This is a genomic window from Candidatus Rhodobacter oscarellae (assembly GCF_001078595.1).
Classification (GTDB): Bacteria; Pseudomonadota; Alphaproteobacteria; order Rhodobacterales; family Rhodobacteraceae; genus Rhodobacter_B; species Rhodobacter_B oscarellae.
In genome coordinates, this window is record NZ_LFTY01000002.1 from 689,126 (window position 1) to 708,095 (window position 18,970).

The 18,970-nt window shown below is 66.2% G+C and carries 18 protein-coding genes and 1 pseudogene; 10 read left to right on the forward strand and 9 right to left on the reverse strand.

What is annotated here, in order from left to right:
- Positions 1–106: 106 nt before the first annotated feature.
- From AIOL_RS08360 to tyrS, 3 genes and pseudogenes are all read right to left on the reverse strand, one after another.
- The gene (locus AIOL_RS08360) at positions 107–304 is read right to left on the reverse strand and encodes a hypothetical protein (protein WP_049642564.1); all 198 of its coding nucleotides are present in this window, start codon (positions 302–304) and stop codon (positions 107–109) included.
- 102 nt (positions 305–406) lie between these two features.
- A pseudogene (locus tag AIOL_RS08365) lies at positions 407–661 on the reverse strand (tyrosine--tRNA ligase); the annotation flags it as partial.
- Positions 662–706: 45 nt separating this feature from the next.
- Positions 707–1,960: a tyrosine--tRNA ligase gene (gene tyrS, locus AIOL_RS08370; protein WP_049642566.1), complete on the reverse strand. Its 1,254-nt coding sequence runs from the start codon at positions 1,958–1,960 to the stop codon at positions 707–709.
- A gap of 58 nt (positions 1,961–2,018) precedes the next feature.
- On the opposite strand from tyrS, the gene AIOL_RS08375 reads away from it, so the two are divergent.
- Positions 2,019–3,137 carry an anhydro-N-acetylmuramic acid kinase gene (locus AIOL_RS08375; RefSeq protein ID WP_049642567.1) on the forward strand — a complete coding sequence of 373 codons (1,119 nt, stop codon included), beginning with the start codon at positions 2,019–2,021 and terminating at the stop codon, positions 3,135–3,137.
- A 3-nt stretch (positions 3,138–3,140) separates the two neighbouring features.
- Here the strand turns inward: AIOL_RS08375 and AIOL_RS08380 are convergent, their stop codons facing one another.
- Positions 3,141–3,740, reverse strand: a complete 600-nt coding sequence (locus AIOL_RS08380; protein ID WP_049642568.1) for a histidine phosphotransferase family protein — start codon at positions 3,738–3,740, stop codon at positions 3,141–3,143.
- Between the two features lie 24 nt (positions 3,741–3,764).
- Between AIOL_RS08380 and AIOL_RS24285 the strand changes: the two genes are divergently transcribed.
- The 3 genes from AIOL_RS24285 to AIOL_RS08390 all read left to right on the forward strand — a co-directional run bounded on the left by AIOL_RS24285 (position 3,765) and on the right by AIOL_RS08390 (position 5,695).
- Entirely contained in the window at positions 3,765–3,947 is a 183-nt protein-coding gene (locus tag AIOL_RS24285; protein ID WP_082152481.1) for a DUF3553 domain-containing protein, read from the forward strand.
- A 141-nt stretch (positions 3,948–4,088) separates the two neighbouring features.
- Complete coding sequence (locus AIOL_RS08385) at positions 4,089–4,865, forward strand: GNAT family N-acetyltransferase (RefSeq protein WP_049642569.1); 777 nt, start codon at positions 4,089–4,091, stop codon at positions 4,863–4,865.
- The gene (locus tag AIOL_RS08390; RefSeq protein ID WP_049642570.1) at positions 4,862–5,695 is read left to right on the forward strand and encodes a lysophospholipid acyltransferase family protein; all 834 of its coding nucleotides are present in this window, start codon (positions 4,862–4,864) and stop codon (positions 5,693–5,695) included. Before AIOL_RS08385 ends, AIOL_RS08390 begins: the two co-directional genes overlap by 4 nt.
- On the opposite strand, the gene AIOL_RS08395 is transcribed toward AIOL_RS08390, so the two are convergent.
- The gene (locus tag AIOL_RS08395; protein WP_049642571.1) at positions 5,678–6,295 is read right to left on the reverse strand and encodes a thiamine phosphate synthase; all 618 of its coding nucleotides are present in this window, start codon (positions 6,293–6,295) and stop codon (positions 5,678–5,680) included. The genes AIOL_RS08390 and AIOL_RS08395 overlap by 18 nt on opposite strands.
- A 126-nt stretch (positions 6,296–6,421) precedes the next feature.
- Between AIOL_RS08395 and AIOL_RS08400 the strand changes: the two genes are divergently transcribed.
- From AIOL_RS08400 to AIOL_RS08410, 3 genes are all read left to right on the forward strand, one after another.
- Positions 6,422–7,150 carry an RNA methyltransferase gene (locus tag AIOL_RS08400; RefSeq protein ID WP_049645336.1) on the forward strand — a complete coding sequence of 243 codons (729 nt, stop codon included), beginning with the start codon at positions 6,422–6,424 and terminating at the stop codon, positions 7,148–7,150.
- A gap of 420 nt (positions 7,151–7,570) precedes the next feature.
- Positions 7,571–8,716, forward strand: a complete 1,146-nt coding sequence (gene ctaA, locus AIOL_RS08405; RefSeq protein ID WP_049642572.1) for a heme A synthase — start codon at positions 7,571–7,573, stop codon at positions 8,714–8,716.
- Positions 8,716–10,194, forward strand: a complete 1,479-nt coding sequence (locus AIOL_RS08410; RefSeq protein ID WP_049642573.1) for a carboxypeptidase M32 — start codon at positions 8,716–8,718, stop codon at positions 10,192–10,194. Before ctaA ends, AIOL_RS08410 begins: the two co-directional genes overlap by 1 nt.
- A 155-nt stretch (positions 10,195–10,349) precedes the next feature.
- Here the strand turns inward: AIOL_RS08410 and AIOL_RS08415 are convergent, their stop codons facing one another.
- Positions 10,350–10,631, reverse strand: coding sequence for a hypothetical protein (locus tag AIOL_RS08415; protein ID WP_049642574.1), 282 nt, complete (start codon positions 10,629–10,631; stop codon positions 10,350–10,352).
- 92 nt (positions 10,632–10,723) lie between these two features.
- Here AIOL_RS08415 and prfA point away from each other — a divergent pair, with 92 nt between their 5' ends.
- From prfA to AIOL_RS08430, 3 genes are all read left to right on the forward strand, one after another.
- Positions 10,724–11,773, forward strand: coding sequence for a peptide chain release factor 1 (prfA, locus tag AIOL_RS08420; RefSeq protein WP_049642575.1), 1,050 nt, complete (start codon positions 10,724–10,726; stop codon positions 11,771–11,773).
- Positions 11,770–12,612, forward strand: coding sequence for a peptide chain release factor N(5)-glutamine methyltransferase (gene prmC / locus AIOL_RS08425; RefSeq protein ID WP_049642576.1), 843 nt, complete (start codon positions 11,770–11,772; stop codon positions 12,610–12,612). Before prfA ends, prmC begins: the two co-directional genes overlap by 4 nt.
- A gap of 226 nt (positions 12,613–12,838) precedes the next feature.
- Positions 12,839–13,522 carry a DUF4167 domain-containing protein gene (locus tag AIOL_RS08430; RefSeq protein ID WP_049642577.1) on the forward strand — a complete coding sequence of 228 codons (684 nt, stop codon included), beginning with the start codon at positions 12,839–12,841 and terminating at the stop codon, positions 13,520–13,522.
- A gap of 57 nt (positions 13,523–13,579) precedes the next feature.
- On the opposite strand, the gene AIOL_RS08435 is transcribed toward AIOL_RS08430, so the two are convergent.
- The 3 genes from AIOL_RS08435 to AIOL_RS08445 form a co-directional block, all read right to left on the reverse strand.
- Entirely contained in the window at positions 13,580–15,406 is a 1,827-nt protein-coding gene (locus AIOL_RS08435; protein WP_160314429.1) for a putative bifunctional diguanylate cyclase/phosphodiesterase, read from the reverse strand.
- 141 nt (positions 15,407–15,547) lie between these two features.
- Positions 15,548–16,906: an O-acetylhomoserine aminocarboxypropyltransferase/cysteine synthase family protein gene (locus AIOL_RS08440; protein ID WP_082152483.1), complete on the reverse strand. Its 1,359-nt coding sequence runs from the start codon at positions 16,904–16,906 to the stop codon at positions 15,548–15,550.
- Between the two features lie 355 nt (positions 16,907–17,261).
- Positions 17,262–18,650 (reverse strand): trypsin-like peptidase domain-containing protein, encoded by a 1,389-nt coding sequence (locus AIOL_RS08445; protein ID WP_049642579.1) that lies wholly within the window; start codon positions 18,648–18,650, stop codon positions 17,262–17,264.
- Positions 18,651–18,970 lie beyond the last annotated feature (320 nt).

Below are 18,970 nucleotides of genomic sequence, written 5' to 3' on the forward strand. Positions count from 1 at the left end.
CAAATGGCTCAAAGGTTCGCTGTGCGGGTGCGATTTTTATACAACAATTGTAATGTTCAAGTGTGAATGTTAAGATAAAGAAAGATCTTTAATTTATTGATTTAAATCAATCTTCCAGGTTTACGACCGCGTGGCGTTTCTTCCCAGCCGAGAGCTTTAGCGGCTCCTGGAGGTCCGACGCGCTTAAGATCAGACCAGCGTTTTCTACCAAAACGTCACCGATACGCGCGCCGTTCTCGGTGATCAGCCGCTTGGCGTCCTTGCGGGATTTGGCGAGGCCAGCGCGCACGAAAAGCTGCACCACAGAGATGCCCTCGCCGAGCTCCGCGGCATTCAGAGAAACACTGGGCAGGTCGTCGCCTGAGAATTACATGATGCAGAACGGTCTGCACCTGATTGATTTAAATCAGCCTTCCAGGTTTACGACCGCGTGGCGCTTCTTCCCGGCCGAGAGCTTCAGCGGTTCCTGAAGGTCCGACGCGCTTAAGATCAGACCAGCGTTTTCTACCAAAACGTCATCGATTCGCGCGCCGTTCTCGGTGATCAGCCGCTTGGCGTCCTTGCCGGATTTGGCGAGGCCCGCGCGCACGAAAAGCTGCACCACAGAGATGCCCTCGCCGAGCTCCGCGGCATTCAGAGAAACACTGGGCAGGTCGTCGCCTGAGAATTACATGATGCAGAACGGTCTGCACCTGATTGATTTAAATCAGCCTTCCAGGTTTACGACCGCGTGGCGCTTCTTCCCGGCCGAGAGCTTCAGCGGTTCCTGAAGGTCCGACGCGCTTAAGATCAGACCAGCGTTTTCTACCAAAACGTCATCGATTCGCGCGCCGTTCTCGGTGATCAGCCGCTTGGCGTCCTTGCCGGATTTGGCGAGGCCCGCGCGCACGAAAAGCTGCACCACAGAGATGCCCTCGCCGAGCTCCGCGGCACTCAGCGAAACACTGGGCAGGTCGTCGCCCACGCCGCCCTTCTCAAAGACCTCGCGGGCGGTGGCCTGCGCCGCGGCGGCGGCATCGGCGCCATGGTTCAGCGTGGTCACCGCGTCCGCCAGGATCACCTTGGCGTCGTTGATCTCGGCCCCGCCGAGCGCGCCCAGCCGGTCGCATTCCTCGACGCTCAGCTCGGTGAAGAGCTTGAGGAACTTGCCCACATCCGCGTCGTCCACGTTCCGCCACCACTGCCAGAACTGGTAGGGGCTCATCATGTCCTCGTTCAGCCAGACGGCGCCGTCCATCGACTTGCCCATCTTCTTGCCGTCGGCGCGGGTCACCAGGGGCGTGGTTAGCCCGAAGGCCTCCGTCGCCTCGACCCGGCGGATCAGGTCCGCGCCCGAGACGATGTTGCCCCACTGGTCCGAGCCGCCCATCTGCAAGCAGCAGCCGTAGCGGCGGTGCAGCTCCAGGTAGTCATAGGCCTGCAGCAGCATGTAGTTGAACTCGATAAAGCTCAGCGCCTGCTCGCGGTCCAGCCGCGACTTCACGCTCTCGAACGCCATCAGTCGGTTGATGGTAAAGTGCTTGCCGATGTCGCGCAGGAAATCGATATAGCCCAGCTTGTCCAGCCACTCGGCGTTGTTGACCAGCGGGCTGTCGGTGGGCCCGTCGCCGTAAGAGATGTATTTCGCAAACACCTGGCGGATCGATTCGGCGTTGGCGTTGATCTGGTCCAGCGACAGCATCTTGCGCATCTCGTCCTTGCCCGACGGATCGCCCACCTTGGTCGTGCCGCCGCCCATCAGCGTGATCGGGCGGTGCCCGGTCTTCTGCAGCCAGCGCAAGAGCATGATCTGCACCAGGTTCCCGATATGCAGGCTGGTGGCCGTTAGGTCGAACCCGATATAGCCGGTGATCACGCCGCCATAGAGCCGCGCGTCCAGCCCTTGCAGGTCGGTGCAATCCGCGATGAAGCCGCGGGCGGAGAGCTCGGTCAGGAACTCGGATTTCGGGTGGTAGGTCATGCGCTGTCAGTCCATGGTTTTGGCGTGGTATACTCAGCGTAGGAACGGAGGGGAAGCCATGAAGATTGACGGGCCGGTTTGGGCGCTGGGCGCTATGTCAGGGACCTCGATGGACGGGGTGGACGCGGCGCTGCTGCGCACCGATGGCGAGGAGATATTCGAGTTCGGCGAGAGCGGCTATCGCGCCTATTCCGAGGCCGAACGCGGTCTGATCCGCGCAGCCCAGGGGCGCTGGCCGGGCGCGGCGGGGGTGGCCGAGGCCGCAGAGGTGGTCGAGACCGCCCATGCCGAGCTGCTCAGCCGCTTTGACTGCGACCTTGCGGGCTTCCATGGCCAGACCCTGGCCCATGACCCCGGCGGGCGGGGCACCCACCAGGCCGGGGACGGCGCGGTGCTGGCGGCGGTCCTAGGGCGTCCGGTTGTCTGGGACTTCCGCACCGCCGACGTGCAGCTGGGCGGGCAGGGCGCGCCCCTGGCGCCGTTCTTTCACCACGCCTGCGCGCGCTGGGCGGGGGCGACCGTTCCGGTCGCGATCCTGAACCTGGGAGGCGTGGGCAACCTAACCTGGCTCGATCCCAGCCTGCCCGTGGAGGAGGCCTGCCTGGCCTTCGACACCGGCCCCGCGAACGCGCCGATGGATGACTATGCGCAAGCGCATCTTGGCGCGCGCTATGACAACGGGGGGGGATTTGCGGCCTCCGGGACCGCGGATCAAACGCGGGTCGAGGCGTTCCTAAACCATCCCTATTTCTCAAGAATGCCGCCGAAGTCTCTAGACCGGAACGACTTTTCATCCGCCTTCGAGCTGCCCCCAGAGCAAAGCGCCGAAGACGCGCTGGCGACGCTGGCGGCGATCTGCGTGGCTTCGGTCGCCAAGGGCATGGAGCATTGCCCCGCGCCGCCCGCGCGCCTTCTGGTCACCGGCGGCGGGCGCCATAACGCGGCGCTTATGGGCGGTTTGGCGGCGGCGCTGCCCTGCCCGGTGGAGCCGGTGGAGGCGGTGGGCCTTAATGGCGACATGCTCGAGGCGCAGGCATTTGCCTATCTCGCCGTTCGGGTGGCGCGGGGGATGCCGACCTCCAGCCCGCGCACCACGGGGGTGGCCGCCGCGGTGGGCGGCGGCAGGGTAAGCCAGCCGCCTTCCGCCATCGGCGCTCTGACGTCTAATCTGGGGTGAGGCCTAAAAGCGCGCGGTGATCCCGGTCTCGCTGACCTCAAGCTGCAAGCTGCGCCCGGCCATGGCCAAAAGCTCGGGCAGCAGCAGGAACTGCACTTCCGATGCGCTGATCTCGGCGTTCTGGTTCTTGTTCTGCAGGGCGTCCCAAAGTTCGGCGCGGATCTTCATCCGGTCCGAGGTGCCGCTGACCTGCCAGGTCCCGCCGCTATGGGTGATGGTGATGTGCCCGCCCCAGGGCATGGCGGCCTCAAAGCACTGCAGCAGCAGGAAGATAAGCTTCACATCCGCCCGGGTGTGATCGGCGGCGGATTGCCAGTCCATCTCCATCCTGGTGTTGCGCGTGAGGCTGGTGAGGATGTCGCGGACCTCGTTGGCGCCGACCACCTGCTGCGGCGAGGCAACGCCGAAGGCGATGCGGAAGAACCGGATCCTGGCATTGGCGTTCTCGACGCTCTCATGGATCAGTTCGATTTCCGGCCCGCTGGCGTCGCCCGACATCTGCAACAGCTCAACGCCATTGGAAATGGCGCCGATTGGGGATACCAGATCGTGGCAGATGCGAGAGCCTAGGAGGGCCGCGATGTTATTTGTTGGCGAAGTCATGGCTGTTCCTTGCGAGCCTGCGGCATGAGTGCCGGGTTAAACGCCTTGCTGGAGCCCGGCATGTTTGTGCGCCATCCGACCGAGCCGGGCTGGGGCCTGGGGCAGGTCCAGTCCAACATTGCGGAACGGATAACGGTGAATTTTGAACATCAAGGCAAAGTCGTTATTGATGGCCGTTTCGTTGAGTTGCTGCTCGAGCATCTGTGACCCGCGCATTTTGCCCTTCGTCCACAAACAAAGTTAACATATCCTTATCAACGCCACGTGTCGTTAAGATAATGTGGCATTATTGCAAGCCGAGCGTGCCCACAATATGAACGTCGCGACACTCTTTGGGCCTAAGGAAACATGTCCGAAACCGATCCCCAGTTTCAACTGAAAATCGCGCAGAGCGCCGCTGAAAGGGAGGCCGCTCAACGCCTTAGGTATACGATCTTCGTAGAGGAACTTGGCGGACGGGCGCCGGAATCAGAGCAGCGGCTGCGCCTGGAGCGTGACGAATATGACGCCGTCTCGGACCACCTATTGCTGATGGATGCGAATAGACCAAAGGGCGACCGCGTGGTCGGGACCTATCGTTTGCTCGCCCAGGACCGCCTCAAAAACGGCCAAGAGTTCTATTCCGCCGGCGAGTTTGACCTCGACCCGCTGCGGGCCACGGGGCTGCGGCTGCTCGAGCTGGGCCGCTCCTGCGTGCACCCGGCCTATCGCGGCGGCACGGCCATGCACGAGCTTTGGCTGGGGCTCGCCGCCTATGCGCGGGCGCAGCGCACGCAGCTGATGTTCGGCGTGGCCTCGTTCCATGGAACGGATGTCGCGGCGCTTTCGGGCCCGTTATCCTATCTGCACCATAACCACCTTGCGCCCGCGGATCTGCGGGTGCGCGCCAAGGGGCAAGCGCGGCAGCGGATGGATATTCTGGCGGCCCGCGATCTGGATCGCCGCGACACCGTGCTGCGCGTGCCGGCGCTGATCAAAGGGTATCTGCGCCTGGGCGGGGTGGTCGGCGATGGCGCCTGGGTGGACCACGCCTTTAACACCACCGATGTCTGCATGATCCTGGACGTGGCGCGGATGCCCAACAAGGCCCAGGCGCGCTACAGCGCCGCGCCGCTAGAGCTGTGACGACCTGGCGCTCCGCAGACGCGCCGGTGACGGGGTCGCGGATCACGCCGCTGGGCTGGGCCCGCGTGGCGTTGCGGGGCGGCGCGCTTGCGGTGGTGGTGTTTGGCTGCCTCGCCCTCCTGCTGCTGCTGCGGCTGGTGGAGCGCCCGCTGCACGGCGCGGCGCGCCCCTGGACGCCCTACATCACGCAGTTCGTTTGCCGCACGGCGCTGCGCATCCTAAGGCTCCGCCTGACCGTAAGCGGTGAGCCCTTGCGCGGCGCGGGCGGGCAGGTCGCCAATCATTCCTCCTGGCTGGACATCTTTGTCCTGAACGCCTCCTCGCGTGTGTATTTCGTGTCAAAATCCGAGGTCGCGGGGTGGCCCGGCATCGGCTGGCTGGCGCGGGCAACGGGCACGGTGTTCATCTCGCGTGACCCAATGCAGGCGCGCGCGCAGCGCGGCGTCTTCGAGGACCGGCTGCGCGTCGGGCATCACCTGCTGTTCTTTCCAGAGGGGACGTCCACCGACGGCGCGCGGGTTTTGCCTTTTAAGTCAACGCTTTTTGCGGCCTTCTTCACGCGGGATGCGCCGCAGGACCTGGCCATTCAGCCGGTTTCCGTGCGCTACGCGGCGCCGGCGGGTCTCGACCCGCGATACTATGGCTGGTGGGGCGACATGGATTTCGGTCCGCACCTGCTCAAGCTGCTGGCCTCGGGCGCGCCGGGCGGCGTCGCGGTGCGGTACCACGCAGCGCTGAAGGCAGCGGAGTTCGCCGACCGCAAGGCCTTGGCCACGGCGGCAGAGGCGGCGGTGCGCGCGGGGTTTGAAGAGCTAGATCCGGGCGACTAGGCTCTGCAGCGCCTGGGCGGGGTCATCCGCGCCCCAGATCTCCTGGCCGATGCCTAGAAAATCCGCGACCGGCGACAGCGCGGCGACGGCGTCGGGCGTCAACCCGCCCTCGGCCACCACGGGCACCTCGATCATCTCCGACCACCAGGCAAAGAGCTCATGCTCCGCCGCGCGGCCATCGCCAAGCGCGCCGGCCTCAACTGGCCCAAAGGCGACGTAATCGGCGCCAGCCTCGCCCGCACCCATGCCATCATGGCGCGATGCGCCGCAGAAACTGCCGACGATGGCGTCCGCGCCAAGGGCCTTGCGCGCTTCGCGCACCGAGCGCGCGCCGTCCGTCAGGTGAACGCCGTCCAGGCCCAGGCGCTCGGCCATCTGCACGTGGCGCTCGATCACCAGGGGCACGTCGCGGGCATGGGCGACCTCGCGCAGCGCGTCCCCGGCCCGCAGCACGTCATCCTCGTTTGCGGTGGACAGCGCCAGGCGCAGACAGGCCACCTCGACCGTGTCGAGAACCCGCGCCAAACTCTGGGTAAAGCCCGAAAGGGCGAACTCCGGCGGGGTGATGAGGTAGATCTGGGGGTGCTCTGCGTCCGCCATGGGTGGCTCCGTCGTGGTTTCGGTCCCTATAGGCGTCCCGGCGGGGCGAAGCAACGCGTGGCTTATGCGGCTTGCCCTTGGGGGCGGAGGCGCGTATCTCCCCGCGGGCTTGTGGAGAAGGCCGATATGCAGCCCATTTTTGTCTTAGTGCGCCCCCAGATGGGTGAGAACATTGGCGCCGCCGCGCGGGCCATGGCGAATTTCGGCCTGGATAACATGCGGATCGTGGCGCCGCGGGACGGCTGGCCGAACCCCAAGGCCGTGGCCATGGCCAGCGGCGCCGGGCGGCTCCTGGACGCCGCGATGGTCACCGAGGACACCGCCGCTGCCCTGGCCGATTGCACCACCGTCTATGCCACCACCGCGCGACCCCGCGGCCTTACCAAGCGCGTGCTGACGCCCGAGGCCGCAATGGGCGAGGCCTCGGCCAAGATCGCCGCGGGCGAGCGCGTGGCGGTTCTGTTCGGGCCAGAACGCGCGGGGCTCGAGAATGACGACATCGCAAGGGCGAACGCGATTATCTCGGTGCCGGTGGACCCCGGCTACGCCTCGCTGAACCTGGCGCAATGCGCGCTGCTGACCGCCTATGAATGGCGCCGCCAGACCGCCGAGATCACCGCGGACCGCGTGGACTACGCCAAGACCGAACCGGCGACGGGGGTGGAGGTCGAAAAGCTCGCCGAGCATTACGAGGCGCAGCTCGACGCCGCCGGGATGTTCTATCCAGAGGCGAAGGCCGAGGGCATGAAGGTCACACTGCGCAACCTATGGAGCCGCATGCCGCTCACCCGGGCCGATGTGCAGCTCTTGCATGGGATTATGCGGCAGATGGTGCGCTGGAAGGAGCGCGGGTAGGCAGGGTTCTGGCCTGGAGTGGGCAATAGAAACCCGCCGCCCCGACAACGACTGCCGACCCCAGACGCAACGAAACCCAAGCAGTGCGACCGCCCGAGCTTGCCTCGGGCAGCGGCCGACCTCCCCCAGGAGGCCGCTCTTGCAACGTCACAACCCATTGGAACGCTAGCGTTTTGGAAGATCGCTCGCCACACAGAGCCGTAGCGCAAGCGACCTCCAGGTCGGCCGCTGCCCGCGTTGCGCTTGGCTCAAGGTAGAGGCCCCGGATCAAGACCGGGACGCCAGATACTCACCGCCCCCCAAACCCCATACTTCCAGACCGCGGCAATCCGTCCCGCCGCAAGCCGCAACGACGCGGCAACGTTGAAGACCTGGTCCGGGAAAGCTAGGTAACGCAGAGCCAAGCAAGAAAGCCCCATAATGACCCAAAAGCGATCCATCTTCGAGGAGGTCGGCGCCGAGGCGCCCGCCGAGACCGCCAAGCCCGCGGCGGGGCTGATCGACCGCGGCACGGACGGGGCCCGCAGGATGATCCGCGCCTGGCTGGCGGTGCTCTTCGCCATGGTGGTGCTGATGATCGCGATAGGCGGGCTCACGCGGCTCACCGATAGCGGGCTGTCGATCACCGAGTGGAACGTGGTCTCTGGCGCGCTGCCGCCGATGAGCGCCGAGGCCTGGGACACCGAGTTCGAGAAGTACCGCGCGATCCCGGAATATCAGCTGCAGAACAAGGGCATGAGTCTCGCCGAGTTCAAGGTGATCTATTGGTGGGAATGGGGGCACCGCCAGCTGGGGCGGCTGGTGGGGCTGGTCTGGGCGGCCGGGTTCTTTTTCTTTCTGGCCACGCGGCGGATCCCCACGGGCTGGATACCGCGGCTCCTGGCGCTTGGGGCGCTGGGCGGGGCGCAGGGCGCGATCGGCTGGTGGATGGTGTCCTCGGGGCTGACCGGCACGATGCTGGACGTGGCCAGCTACCGGTTGGCGACGCATCTGGGGCTGGCCTTCGTGATCCTGGGGCTGATCGCCTGGTTTATGCTGCACCTGTCGCGCCCCGAGCGCGATCTCATGCAGGCGCGCCGCGCCCGCGAGCCGCGTTTGCAGGGACATGGCACGTTTCTGATCGGGGTGGTCTTTGTGCAGATCCTGCTGGGCGCGCTGGTGGCGGGCATTGACGCGGGGCGCAGCTATACCGACTGGCCGCTCATGGCGGGCGGGCTCTTCCCGCCGGGCATGTGGGAGATCCAGCCCGTCTGGCGCAACCTCTTTGAGAATGACGGCACGGTGCAGTTCATCCACCGGGTCTGGGGCTACCTGACGCTGGCGGTGGTGCTGCGGGTCTGGTTCGTGGCGCGGCGCTCGTCCTACCGCAAAAGCAGGGTCTCCGCGACGGCGATGCTGCATATGACGCTCCTGCAGATCGTGCTGGGCGTGGTGACGGTGATGTATTCCTCGCCTTTGGGGCTGGCGCTGCTGCACCAGCTCGGGGCGGTGGCGCTCTGGGTGCTGGTGCTGCGACTGCGGCACCGGGCGCAGTTTCCGCTGGCGCAATCTGTAAGGGAAGTGTGATGACCAACTATGACGACTTGATGGGGTTCGTGCGCGAGACCCAAGCCCTCGGCGCGGTCGCAGGGCGCTTGGGCTGGGACCAGGAAACCATGATGCCCGCCGGCGCCGCTGCGCAGCGCGGCGAGGAGATGGCCGCGATGGAGGGCGTGCTGCACGCCCGCCGCGTGGACCCGCGCATCGGGGAGTGGCTGGCCGCTATTGATCCTGCCGCCCTGGATGACACCGGCCGCGCCAACCTGCGCGAGATCCGCCGCAGCTTTGAGCGCGCCAGCAAGGTCCCCGCAAAGCTTGCCGCCGCCTTGGCCCGCGCCACCAGCCTGGCGCATGGCGTCTGGGCCAAGGCGCGCGCCGCGGAGGATTATGACGGCTTCGCGCCCACCCTGGCCGAGATCATCGCCTTGCGCCGCGAAGAGGCGGCCGCCCTGGCGTCGGGCGGCGATCCTTATGACGCTTTGCTTGAGGATTACGAGCCCGGCACCAGCGGCGCCGAGATCGCGGCAATGTTTGACGCGATGCGCCCGCGCCTGGTGGCCCTGTCAGATAAGGTGCTGGGCGCCGAGCGGCAGCCCGCCGCGCTGACGGGAGACTACCCCGAGGCGGCGCAGATCGCGCTCTCTACCGAGGTGGCGCAGGCTTTCGGGTACGATATGACCCATGGGCGCATCGACAAGGCGGTGCACCCGTTCAGCTCGGGCAGCGGCGCGGATGTGCGCATCACGACGCGCACCGATTCGGGCGATCCTTTCAACTGCATCTACTCCACGATCCACGAGGTCGGGCATGCCACCTACGAGCAGGGGGTCGATGCGGCGCATCGGCTGACCGCGCTGGGCCAGGGCGTGTCCATGGGCGTGCATGAGAGCCAGAGCCGGATCTACGAGAACCAGCTGGGGCGCAGCCGCGCCTTCTCGGCGCATCTCTTCGGGCGGATGCGGGCGCAGTTCGCGGATCTCAATATCGGTGACGCCGAGGCCTTCTATGGCACGGTGAACCGCGTGCGCCGCGGCTACATCCGCACCGAGGCGGATGAGATCCACTATAACCTGCATGTGATGCTGCGTTTCGACCTGGAGCGGGCGCTGGTGGCCGGCGACCTGGATGTGCACGACTTGCCGGAGGCCTGGAACAACCGCTTCGAGGCGGATTTCGGCGTCGCGGTGGACAAGCCCTCCAATGGCGTGCTGCAGGATGTGCATTGGGCGGCGGGGCTCTTTGGCTACTTCCCCACCTACAGCCTGGGAAATGTCTATGCGGGCTGCCTTCATGAGGCGTTGCGCCGCGCGGTGCCGGATCTCGACGGGCAGCTTGCGGCGGGGGACAGCTCTGCGGCCACGGGTTGGCTGCGGGAGCATCTGCAACAATTCGGCGCTTTGCGGGAGCCGCGGGATACGATCATCCATGCGACCGGTTCCGAGCCGTCGGTGGAGCCGCTGCTTGGCTACTTGGAGGCGAAGTTCTCCGAGCTATACGGGCTCTGACATTGCGTCTGGCGGGACAAATCTCTTCCAAGAGATTTGCCATTTCCTTGTAAGGAAATGGGTCCCGCTTGGGTTCAGATGTGCCGCTTTTCTAGGTTCGGCTCTTGGAGCGCCGCGGCGGCAAACTCTTTGAAGAGTTTGGCAAATTTCTGATATCAGAAATTTGCGCGGCGCAACCGCTCCAGCACAGTCCCTGCGGAGGCCATCGGGCAGCCATCCTGCATCTTGCGCCACATTGCCATGCGGTTCGAGGCGGTCATCTCGCAGCGTGCCATCCAGGTGGAGCAGCTGGCCGAGACGCAGATCACCTGGCCCAGTTCCACCCGTTCGCCATGGCTGTCGGTGCAGTAATACTCGACGCCCGGCAGGGGCGGGTAAAGCTCTGCCATCGACTTGCCCTGTGCCATCGCCGCGTTGGGCAATAGCAGAAACGCCATCAATACGCCTTTCATGGTCACCACTATAGCCATAAATCTGAAGACTTCGCTACCCTTGACGCACTCCGCCCCTTTCGGCACATGTCACGCCCATGGTTCCATTAGAAAAACTCGCCCAAATCACCGAGCGTTTCGAGTATCTCGAGGCGGCGATGGCGGCCGGCAGCGGCGACATCGCAGCGCTCGGCAAGGAATATGCCGACCTGCGCCCCGTGGTCGAAGAGATCCGCAGCTATCGCCAGCTCCTGGACGATATTGGGGAGGCCGAGCAGATGCTCGGCGACCCTGAGATGGCAGAGCTCGCGCAGGAGGAGCTGCCAGAGCTGAAGGCGCGCCTGCCGGAGCTGGAGCAATCCATGCGCCTGGCCCTGCTGCCCAAGGACGCCGCCGATGCGGGCTCGGCGATCCTAGAGATCCGCCCCGGCACGGGCGGCGACGAGGCCTCGCTCTTTGCGGGCGACCTTTTGCGCATGTACCAGCGCTACGCCGAGGGCCAGGGCTGGAAGTTCGAGATCATCGAAGAGGCCGCCACCGAGCTGGGCGGCGTCAAAGAGGTGGTGGCCAATGTGGCGGGCTCCGGCGTCTTCGCGCGGCTGAAATACGAGAGCGGCGTGCACCGGGTGCAGCGCGTGCCCACGACCGAGAGCGGCGGGCGCATCCACACCAGCGCGGCCACCGTGGCGGTGCTGCCCGAGGCGGTGGATGTGGACATCCAGATCGACCAGAACGACCTGCGCATCGACACGATGCGCGCCAGCGGCGCCGGCGGGCAGCACGTCAACACCACCGATTCGGCGGTGCGCATCACCCACCTGCCCACCGGGCTGGTGGTGACCTCGTCGGAGAAATCCCAGCACCGCAACCGCGAGATCGCCATGAACGTGCTCAAGGCGCGGCTCTACGACCAGGAGCGCCAGCGCATCGACAGCGAGCGCTCGGCGGATCGCGCCAGCCAGGTGGGCTCGGGCGACCGCTCCGAGCGCATCCGCACCTACAACTTCCCGCAGGGGCGCATGACGGACCACCGCATCAACCTCACGCTCTACAGCCTGAACCAGGTGATGCAGGGCGACCTGGACGAGGTGATCGACGCGCTGATCTCGGACGCCCAGGCGACGATGCTGGCCGAGATCGAGGCGTGACCCTGCGCGAGGCGCTGGCCTGGGCCACCTCCGAGCTGCGCGCGGCGGGCATCGCCACGCCCGAGCGCGACGCGCGCGCCCTCGTGGCCAAGGTGAGGGGCATCGACCCGATGCAGCTGTCGCTGATGCCGGATGAGCCACTAGGCTCGACCGCCGATCAGCGCCGGCTGGACGAATGCCTGACCGCGCGCAAGCAGGGCATGCCGGTCTCCAAGATCATCGGGCGGCGGGCCTTCTGGAAGCACGACTTCCTGATCACGACCGATGTGCTGGATCCGCGCCCCGAGACGGAGATCCTGGTGGAGCTGGCCCTGCAAGAGCCCTTCCGCAAGGTGCTGGACATGGGCGTGGGCTCGGGCTGCATCCTGATCTCGCTGCTGGCAGAGCGCCCCGAGGCGCGCGGCGTGGGCTTCGATGACAGCGCCGAGGCGGTGCTGATCGCGGGCCAGAACGCCGAGGCCATCGGCGTGGCGGACCGGATCACCCTGCCGATGTCGGATTGGTGGGACGATGTGGGCGGGCGCTATGACCTGATCGTGTCGAACCCGCCCTATATTGCCGCGGACGAGATGGGCGGGCTGGCGCCCGAGGTGCGCGACTATGACCCGCGCATGGCCCTGACCGACGAGGGCGATGGCCTGGGCGCCTATCGCAAGATCGCGGGCGGCTTGGCCGACCATCTGACCCCCGGCGGGCGGGTGCTTTTAGAGATCGGGCCGACCCAGGCCGACGCGGTCTCGCAGCTTTTGCGCGCGGCGGGGCTTGAAAAGGTTGAGACGCATGCCGATCTGGACGGTAGGGATCGGGTGGTCGGCGCCAGAATGCCGAAATCCGCGTGACAATCCTGCATTTCGTGCCGCAAATTAATCAAATCTGTAAGATTTGCCTTGTCATATGCGGGAAGAGATGTTTACTCGACCACAAGCGCAGCCTGGGGGCACTTGCCCAAAGCGCGCTTATGCCGAACATTTTCTACCCAGGGGCCTCGCGGCCCATCGCATCGTAAGCGCGCGACTGGGTTAGGCAGCAACGCAGCCAAACAAAGGCCGGATAGCAAGATAACCAATGAGATCGTCTAAGCAACGTTCGCGGTCGAAGCAGAACCGCAACCGTTCCGTCGGGAATGTCGTAAACCGGGTTTTTGATAGCTCGGGTCCCGAGGGGAAGGTGCGCGGTACGCCGCAGCAAATCATCGACAAGTACAACCAGCTGGCGCGCGACGCGCAGCTTTCTGGTGACCGTGTCGCAACAGAGAATTTCCAGCAGCACGCCGAGCATTACACCAGGATGCTCGCCGAGGCGACGCGCGAGCAGGAGGCCCGCCGCGAGGCGCAAGAGGCCCAGCACCGCGAGCGCCAGCAGCAGCGCAACCAGGATCGCAACGATCAGCGCGGCAACCAGCAGCAGGGCGGCGGCGGCGGTGGACAACCGCAGCCCGACAGCGCGCCGCAGCCCGCTATGGGCGGTGGCCAGCCGGATCCCGGCTCGGCGCCACAGCCTGACGCGGCCCCGCAGCCCGATCTCGCCTCCGTACCGCAGCCCGTGCTCGACGTGGTCGACGGCCCCGACGTGGATGCTGGCGCCGATACCGGGCTGGTGGAGACACCCGAAAGCAAGCCCGCGCCCAAGCCGCGCACCCGCCGCCCGCGCAAGAAGCCGGCAGAGGCCGCGCCTGCGCCTGCGCCCGCGACGGAGCCCGCGCCTGCGCCTACGAGCGACGATTCAGGCCCGGCGGAAGCGGCGGAATAGCATCCATCGCGCCCCTCGGCGTCCCAGCCAAGACGCGACAGCGACCAAAGCACGGCGTTATCCGGCCTTGTGCTTTGGCTTTCCGTCTATGAACTGCACCAATTCGCCGAAGGGCAGGGGCTGCGAGATAAGGTAGCCCTGCGCGGCGTCGCAGCCCAGGCGGCGCAGCTGGTCCAGCTGCGCATCATGCTCCACGCCCTCGGCGATCACCTGCAGGCGCAGGTCGCGCGCCAGCCGGATGGCCGAGCGTAGGATGATCGTGGCGCGCTTATCGGGCAGCAAGGCGATCATGGACCCGTCCAGCTTGATGCCGCTGACCTGTACCCGCGCCAGCGTGGCCATCGAGGCCAGGCCCGCGCCAAAATCGTCCAGCTCAACGCTAAAGCCCGCCGCGCTGAGCTGCTGGATGATCTCAAAGGCCCGCAGCCGCCCCAGCTCGATGATATCGGCCTCGCGCAGCTCGACCACCAGATCCATCTGGTGCAGCCCAAACTCCAACACGTCGTCCAGCAGGGTCTCGACCAGGTCCTTGCTGTCCAGCGTCTTGAACGAGGCGTTAAAGGCCATTCTGGGCTCGTCCCAGCCCATCTTGCGCAGGTCACGCAGCGCCGACAGCCCCTTGCGGCGCACGATCGCGTCGATCTGCTCGGCCAGGCCGGCCTCGTTCACCAGGTCCAGGAACTTGCCGGTATCCAGGACCCCCAGTTCCGGATGCGGCCAGCGGGCCAGCATCTCAAAGCCGTTGAACTTGCCGGATTTTAGCGAGACCTGCGGCTGGAAATACGGCTCGAAGGCGCGGGTCTCCACCGCCTCATGCAGGTCAGAGAGCAGCCGCACGCGCTGCTCGGTGGCGGCGCGCATGTCGGCGGTGAAGGCGCGCACCCGGCCGCGCCCGTGCCGCTTGGCTTGGTAGAGCGCGATGTCGGCGTTGCCGATAAGGCGCTCGGCGTTTAGGTCGTCGCCGGTGGCCAGCGCGATGCCGACGCTCGCGCCGACGCTGGCCTCGACATCGCCAAAGCGCAGCGGCTTGCACACCGCGGCGGCGATCTTTTTGCTCAGCTTGCCGATCTGCTGGCCCTGCGGGTCGGTGCGGCTGACGACGATGAACTCGTCGCCGCCGATGCGGGCCACCAGGTCCTTGGGGCCAACGGCCTCGCGCATCGCCTTGGCGGCGTGTTTCAGAATGGCGTCGCCCGCGGCATGGCCCAGCGTGTCGTTGACCTCCTTGAAGTGGTCGAGGTCGATATGCAGGACGCCCACGATGCGCCCAGAGCTGTCCTGTTGCGAAAGCGCGCCGGGCCCGTCCAGCACGCGCATCAGCCGCGCGCGGTTGGCCAGCCCGGTCAGGGCGTCGGTCTCGGCCCGCCGGGCCGTGTTGCGGATCTCTTGCATCAGCCGCAGCTGCGCCGAGATGCACTTGCCGATCATCTGCAGCATCATCCCGTGCTGCGCGTTGTACCGGTCGGGCTCGGAATGCCCGACGCTCAGCATGCCCACGGCCTCGCCGCCGCTGATCATCGGCACCAGCATAAGCGACCGCAGCCCTGCCTTGTGCAGCTTTTGGAAGATCGGGATGTTGCTTTGCGCCAGGTCCTGGTCGGACAGGATCCGTCGCTCCCTGGTCTTCATGATATGCGCGCGCGGCGAGTTCCGCGTGGTCTCGCGGTCGGTCAGGTCCAGCGGGTCGGCGCGCAGGTCGGTCCAATGCGTGGTGGTGATCATGCGATCCCCGTCCACGAAGTTGCTCGAGGCGCGCTGGGCGGGCAGAAGCTGCGGCAGCCACTCCACCACGGTCTTTTGAACGGCCTCCACGCCCTCGGAATGCGACACGGCATCGAGGAACTCGAAGGGCACGGCAAGGGTTGAGTCGTCTCTAAAAGGCATGGCACCACTCCTGGTTGACCATGCTTGACCCACAACCTCTAAGCGGGCGTTAACATATGACATGTTCCACGCAAAAACCGCCCCCAAACGATGCGTCTGGGGGCGGTTTCTGCGTCAAATTTTTGTCTATTTACGCGGGTCTTAGCCCGCCTTCTTCTGGATCGAGGTCGCGGGCGTGCCTTTGGAGTGCGGCGAGGTCGCCTTGCCAGGCGATCCGGCCTTGGCCAGCGCCTGCTCGAGATCGGCGATGATGTCGCGCGGGTCCTCGATGCCAATCGACAGGCGCACGATATTGGGGGCGGCGCCCGCCGCGACCTGCTGCTCGGCGGTCAGCTGCCGGTGCGTGGTCGAGGCCGGGTGGATGATCAGCGAGCGCGCATCGCCCAGGTTGGCCACATGGCTAAACAGCTCCAGGTTATCCACCAGCTTCAGGCAGGCGTCATAGCCGCCCTTCAGCGACACGGTGAACAGCGCGCCGGCGCCGCGCGGGCAGATCTTCTCGACCCGGTCGTAATAGGGCGAGCTTTTCAGCCCCGCATAGGTCACCGCCTCAACGGCGGGATGGCCCTCCAGCCACTCCGACACCGTCATCGCGTTGGCGACGTGCTTTTCCATGCGCAGGCTCAGCGTCTCCATGCCCAGAAGCGTGTAATGCGCCGCCTGCGGGTTCATCGTCATGCCCAGGTCGCGCAGGCCCACGGCGATGGCATGGAAGGTGTAGGCCAGGTGCTCGAAGGTCTCGTGGAACTTCAGCCCGTGATAGGCGGGCTCGGGCTGGCTGAGGCTGGGGAACTTGTCATTGGCCGACCAGTTGAAGGCGCCGCTATCCACCACGGCGCCGCCGGTCACGGTGCCGGTGCCGGTCAGGTACTTGGTGGTGGAATGCACCACCAGGGTGGCGCCGTGCTCGATGGGGCGGCAAAGGTAGGGCGTGGCCGAGGTGTTGTCGACGATCAGCGGGATGCCCGCGGCATCGGCGATCTTGGCCAGCGCGTCCAGGTCGGTGATGTAGCCGCCCGGGTTGGCGATGGTCTCGCAGAAGATCGCCCGGGTGTCCTCGTCGATGGCCGCCTTCACCGCGTCCAGATCGTCAGTGTCCACGAAGGTGCAGCCCCAGCCGAAGCGCTTGATGGTCTGGCTGAACTGGGTGACGGTGCCGCCATAGAGGCGGTTGGACGAGACGATGTTCTTGCCCGGCCCCATCAGCGGGAAGAGCGCCATAAGCTGGGCCGCGTGCCCCGAAGAGCAGCAGACCGCGCCCTCACCGCCCTCAAGCGCGGCGATGCGCTCGGCCAGAACGGCGACGGTGGGGTTGGTCAGGCGCGAGTAGATAAAGCCCACCTCTTGGAGGTTGAACAGGGCCGCGGCATGGTCGGCGTCGCGAAAGACATAGGCCGTGGTCTGGTAGATCGGCGTCTGGCGGGCGCCGGTGGCCGGGTCGGGGCGGGAACCGGCGTGGATCTGCAGCGTGTCAAAGCCGTAATCGGTGGGTTCGTCCATGGGAGCCTCCATTGAGCGGTTTGCCCGCAGAGATAGGCCATCGCGTCAGAGGGCACAATGGCAGGCCGCTCCTCCGCCCTATGGGGCGTCCCCGCGCGCAACATCTGCAAGGGCGTAGGATGGGTTTCCAACCCATCTTTGCCCGACAGAGCGGTGGACGGCGCGTGATCTCACGCACCACCCGGCACCCACCGCGCGCCCTGTTAACCATGGCCACCCACCCGACAGGTGCCATACGCAAGGCCGACGTTTTGCCGACGCATGGCCGACCGGGGATTTGCCAACAGAATAAGCCGTTAACGCACCGATTCGCGGGTTGGAGCGAGCCCGCGCCGCCCGCCGCCTTCACATCTTGCTAACGATTGCGCAGCCGCAGCACCCCGCGCTGCCCGCCGCGCTCGAAGGTGATCTCCAGCACCCGGGGCCGCGCTCGCGTGATCCGGCTGAGATCGGTCGAGCGCTCGATCGCCTCGCCATTCACCGCGCGCAGGATGTCGCCCTTGCGCAGGCGCGCCCGGCGGGCCTCGCCATCCACGCCGACCACCACCACGCCCTTAGCTTCGAAGCCCAGGCCCATCTCCGAGATCAGCGCCGGGTTCAAATTGGCCACGCTCAGCCCGCGCAGCACGCTCTGGCTGGTCACGGTGATGGGCTCGCGTGGCGGATCCTCAGGCGCGGTGATCAGCGCGACCTCAGAGGTTTCCGGTTCGAAATCATGCAGATAGCCGACCTCGGTCGTGCCACCCACGCCCATGGTCATAAGCCGAAACAGCATCTCGGGCCCGCCATCCACGGGATGGCCGCCAATGGCGGTGACCACGTCGCCAACCGTCAGGCCCGCCGCGGCAAAGGGGCTGGCCGGATGCAGCGCCGAGATCAGCACGCCCTGCGGGCGATCCAGCCCCAGGGCTTCCGCCAGGGGGCCGTCGATGGGCTGCACCGTGACCCCCGCCCAGGGCCGCTCCAGCGCCTCGGCCCCGGCCTCCGCCTGGCGCACATATTGCCGCACCAGGTTGCCGGGGATGGCAAAGCCGATCCCGTTAGAGCCGCCGGAGCGCGTCACAATCGCGCTGTTGATCCCCACCAAACGCCCGGCCATATCCACCAGGGCGCCACCGGAATTGCCCGGGTTGATCGGCGCGTCCGTCTGGATGAAATATCCTTTCCGACCAGCGACTTGGCCCGTGCGCGCCCGGGCCGAGATGATCCCGCTCGACACGGTCTGACCGACGCCAAACGGGTTGCCCACGGCCAGCACCAGGTCGCCCACCTCCACCGCGTCGCTGTCGGCAAAACCCAGCGCGGGTAGGTCCGGCGCGTCGCGCATCCGCAGCACCGCAAGGTCGGTCTGCGCGTCGCCCAGCACCAGCTCGGCATCGTATTCGCGCTTATCGGCCAGCACCACGCGGATGTCGGTGGCGTTACCCACCACATGGAAGTTCGACACCACCAGCCCGTCGCCCAGGATCACGCCAGAGCCCAGCGAGTTCTGCAGCCGCGGCCGGGCGCGCAAATCGCCGAAGAACTCGCGAAAGAACGGGTCGTTGGCAAAAGGCGAGGCGCGGCTTTCCACCACGCGCTTGGCGTAGATATTGACCACCGAGGGCACCACGGCCTTGACCACCGGCGCGTAGGAGAGCTTGACCTCCAAATCGCTGCCCGGAACCTTGGTCTCGGCCCCCGCCGCGCCGCTAGCGCCCACCCCGGCCAGCGCCAGGGCCATCAGCATCGCAATCCGTTTCATCCGCGCACCTCCCTTGCGGGCAATACCTCTGTGCTCGGCCTTGGAATTTCAAGCGTCTTCTGGCGAGCAAGCTGGCGCATTATAGGCCCGGCGGGGCGGCGGAGCACGGCTGCGAGGCGATCCATACCGACCAGCTGGGCTCGGTGGGCTGATCACTGACGAGAACGGCGCGCAGATCACCTCTCCGAACGGGAGTTGCGCGGATATTGAGGCCGGAAGTCGCGGCCCTCCAGCGCGCTGTAGGGTGGGCAATCTGCCCACCGCGATCATAGGGCACTATTTTTTGACGCAAACACAGGGCACGGGGTCTCACGCACCGC

Bases quoted from the DNA above. Each gene is read 5' to 3' on its own strand.
- AIOL_RS08380 (WP_049642568.1), bottom strand. From the start codon at position 3,740: ATGACTTCGCCAACAAATAACATCGCGGCCCTCCTAGGCTCTCGCATC.
- ctaA (WP_049642572.1), top strand. From the start codon at position 7,571: ATGACCCAAAAGCGATCCATCTTCGAGGAGGTCGGCGCCGAGGCGCCC.
- tyrS (WP_049642566.1), bottom strand. From the start codon at position 1,960: ATGACCTACCACCCGAAATCCGAGTTCCTGACCGAGCTCTCCGCCCGC.
- prfA (WP_049642575.1), top strand. From the start codon at position 10,724: ATGGTTCCATTAGAAAAACTCGCCCAAATCACCGAGCGTTTCGAGTAT.
- AIOL_RS08410 (WP_049642573.1), top strand. From the start codon at position 8,716: ATGACCAACTATGACGACTTGATGGGGTTCGTGCGCGAGACCCAAGCC.
- AIOL_RS08400 (WP_049645336.1), top strand. From the start codon at position 6,422: ATGCAGCCCATTTTTGTCTTAGTGCGCCCCCAGATGGGTGAGAACATT.
- AIOL_RS08430 (WP_049642577.1), top strand. From the start codon at position 12,839: ATGAGATCGTCTAAGCAACGTTCGCGGTCGAAGCAGAACCGCAACCGT.
- AIOL_RS08440 (WP_082152483.1), bottom strand. From the start codon at position 16,906: ATGGACGAACCCACCGATTACGGCTTTGACACGCTGCAGATCCACGCC.
- AIOL_RS08435 (WP_160314429.1), bottom strand. From the start codon at position 15,406: ATGCCTTTTAGAGACGACTCAACCCTTGCCGTGCCCTTCGAGTTCCTC.
- AIOL_RS08415 (WP_049642574.1), bottom strand. From the start codon at position 10,631: ATGGCGTTTCTGCTATTGCCCAACGCGGCGATGGCACAGGGCAAGTCG.
- AIOL_RS08395 (WP_049642571.1), bottom strand. From the start codon at position 6,295: ATGGCGGACGCAGAGCACCCCCAGATCTACCTCATCACCCCGCCGGAG.
- AIOL_RS08375 (WP_049642567.1), top strand. From the start codon at position 2,019: ATGAAGATTGACGGGCCGGTTTGGGCGCTGGGCGCTATGTCAGGGACC.
- AIOL_RS08445 (WP_049642579.1), bottom strand. From the start codon at position 18,650: ATGAAACGGATTGCGATGCTGATGGCCCTGGCGCTGGCCGGGGTGGGC.
- AIOL_RS24285 (WP_082152481.1), top strand. From the start codon at position 3,765: ATGAGTGCCGGGTTAAACGCCTTGCTGGAGCCCGGCATGTTTGTGCGC.
- AIOL_RS08385 (WP_049642569.1), top strand. From the start codon at position 4,089: ATGTCCGAAACCGATCCCCAGTTTCAACTGAAAATCGCGCAGAGCGCC.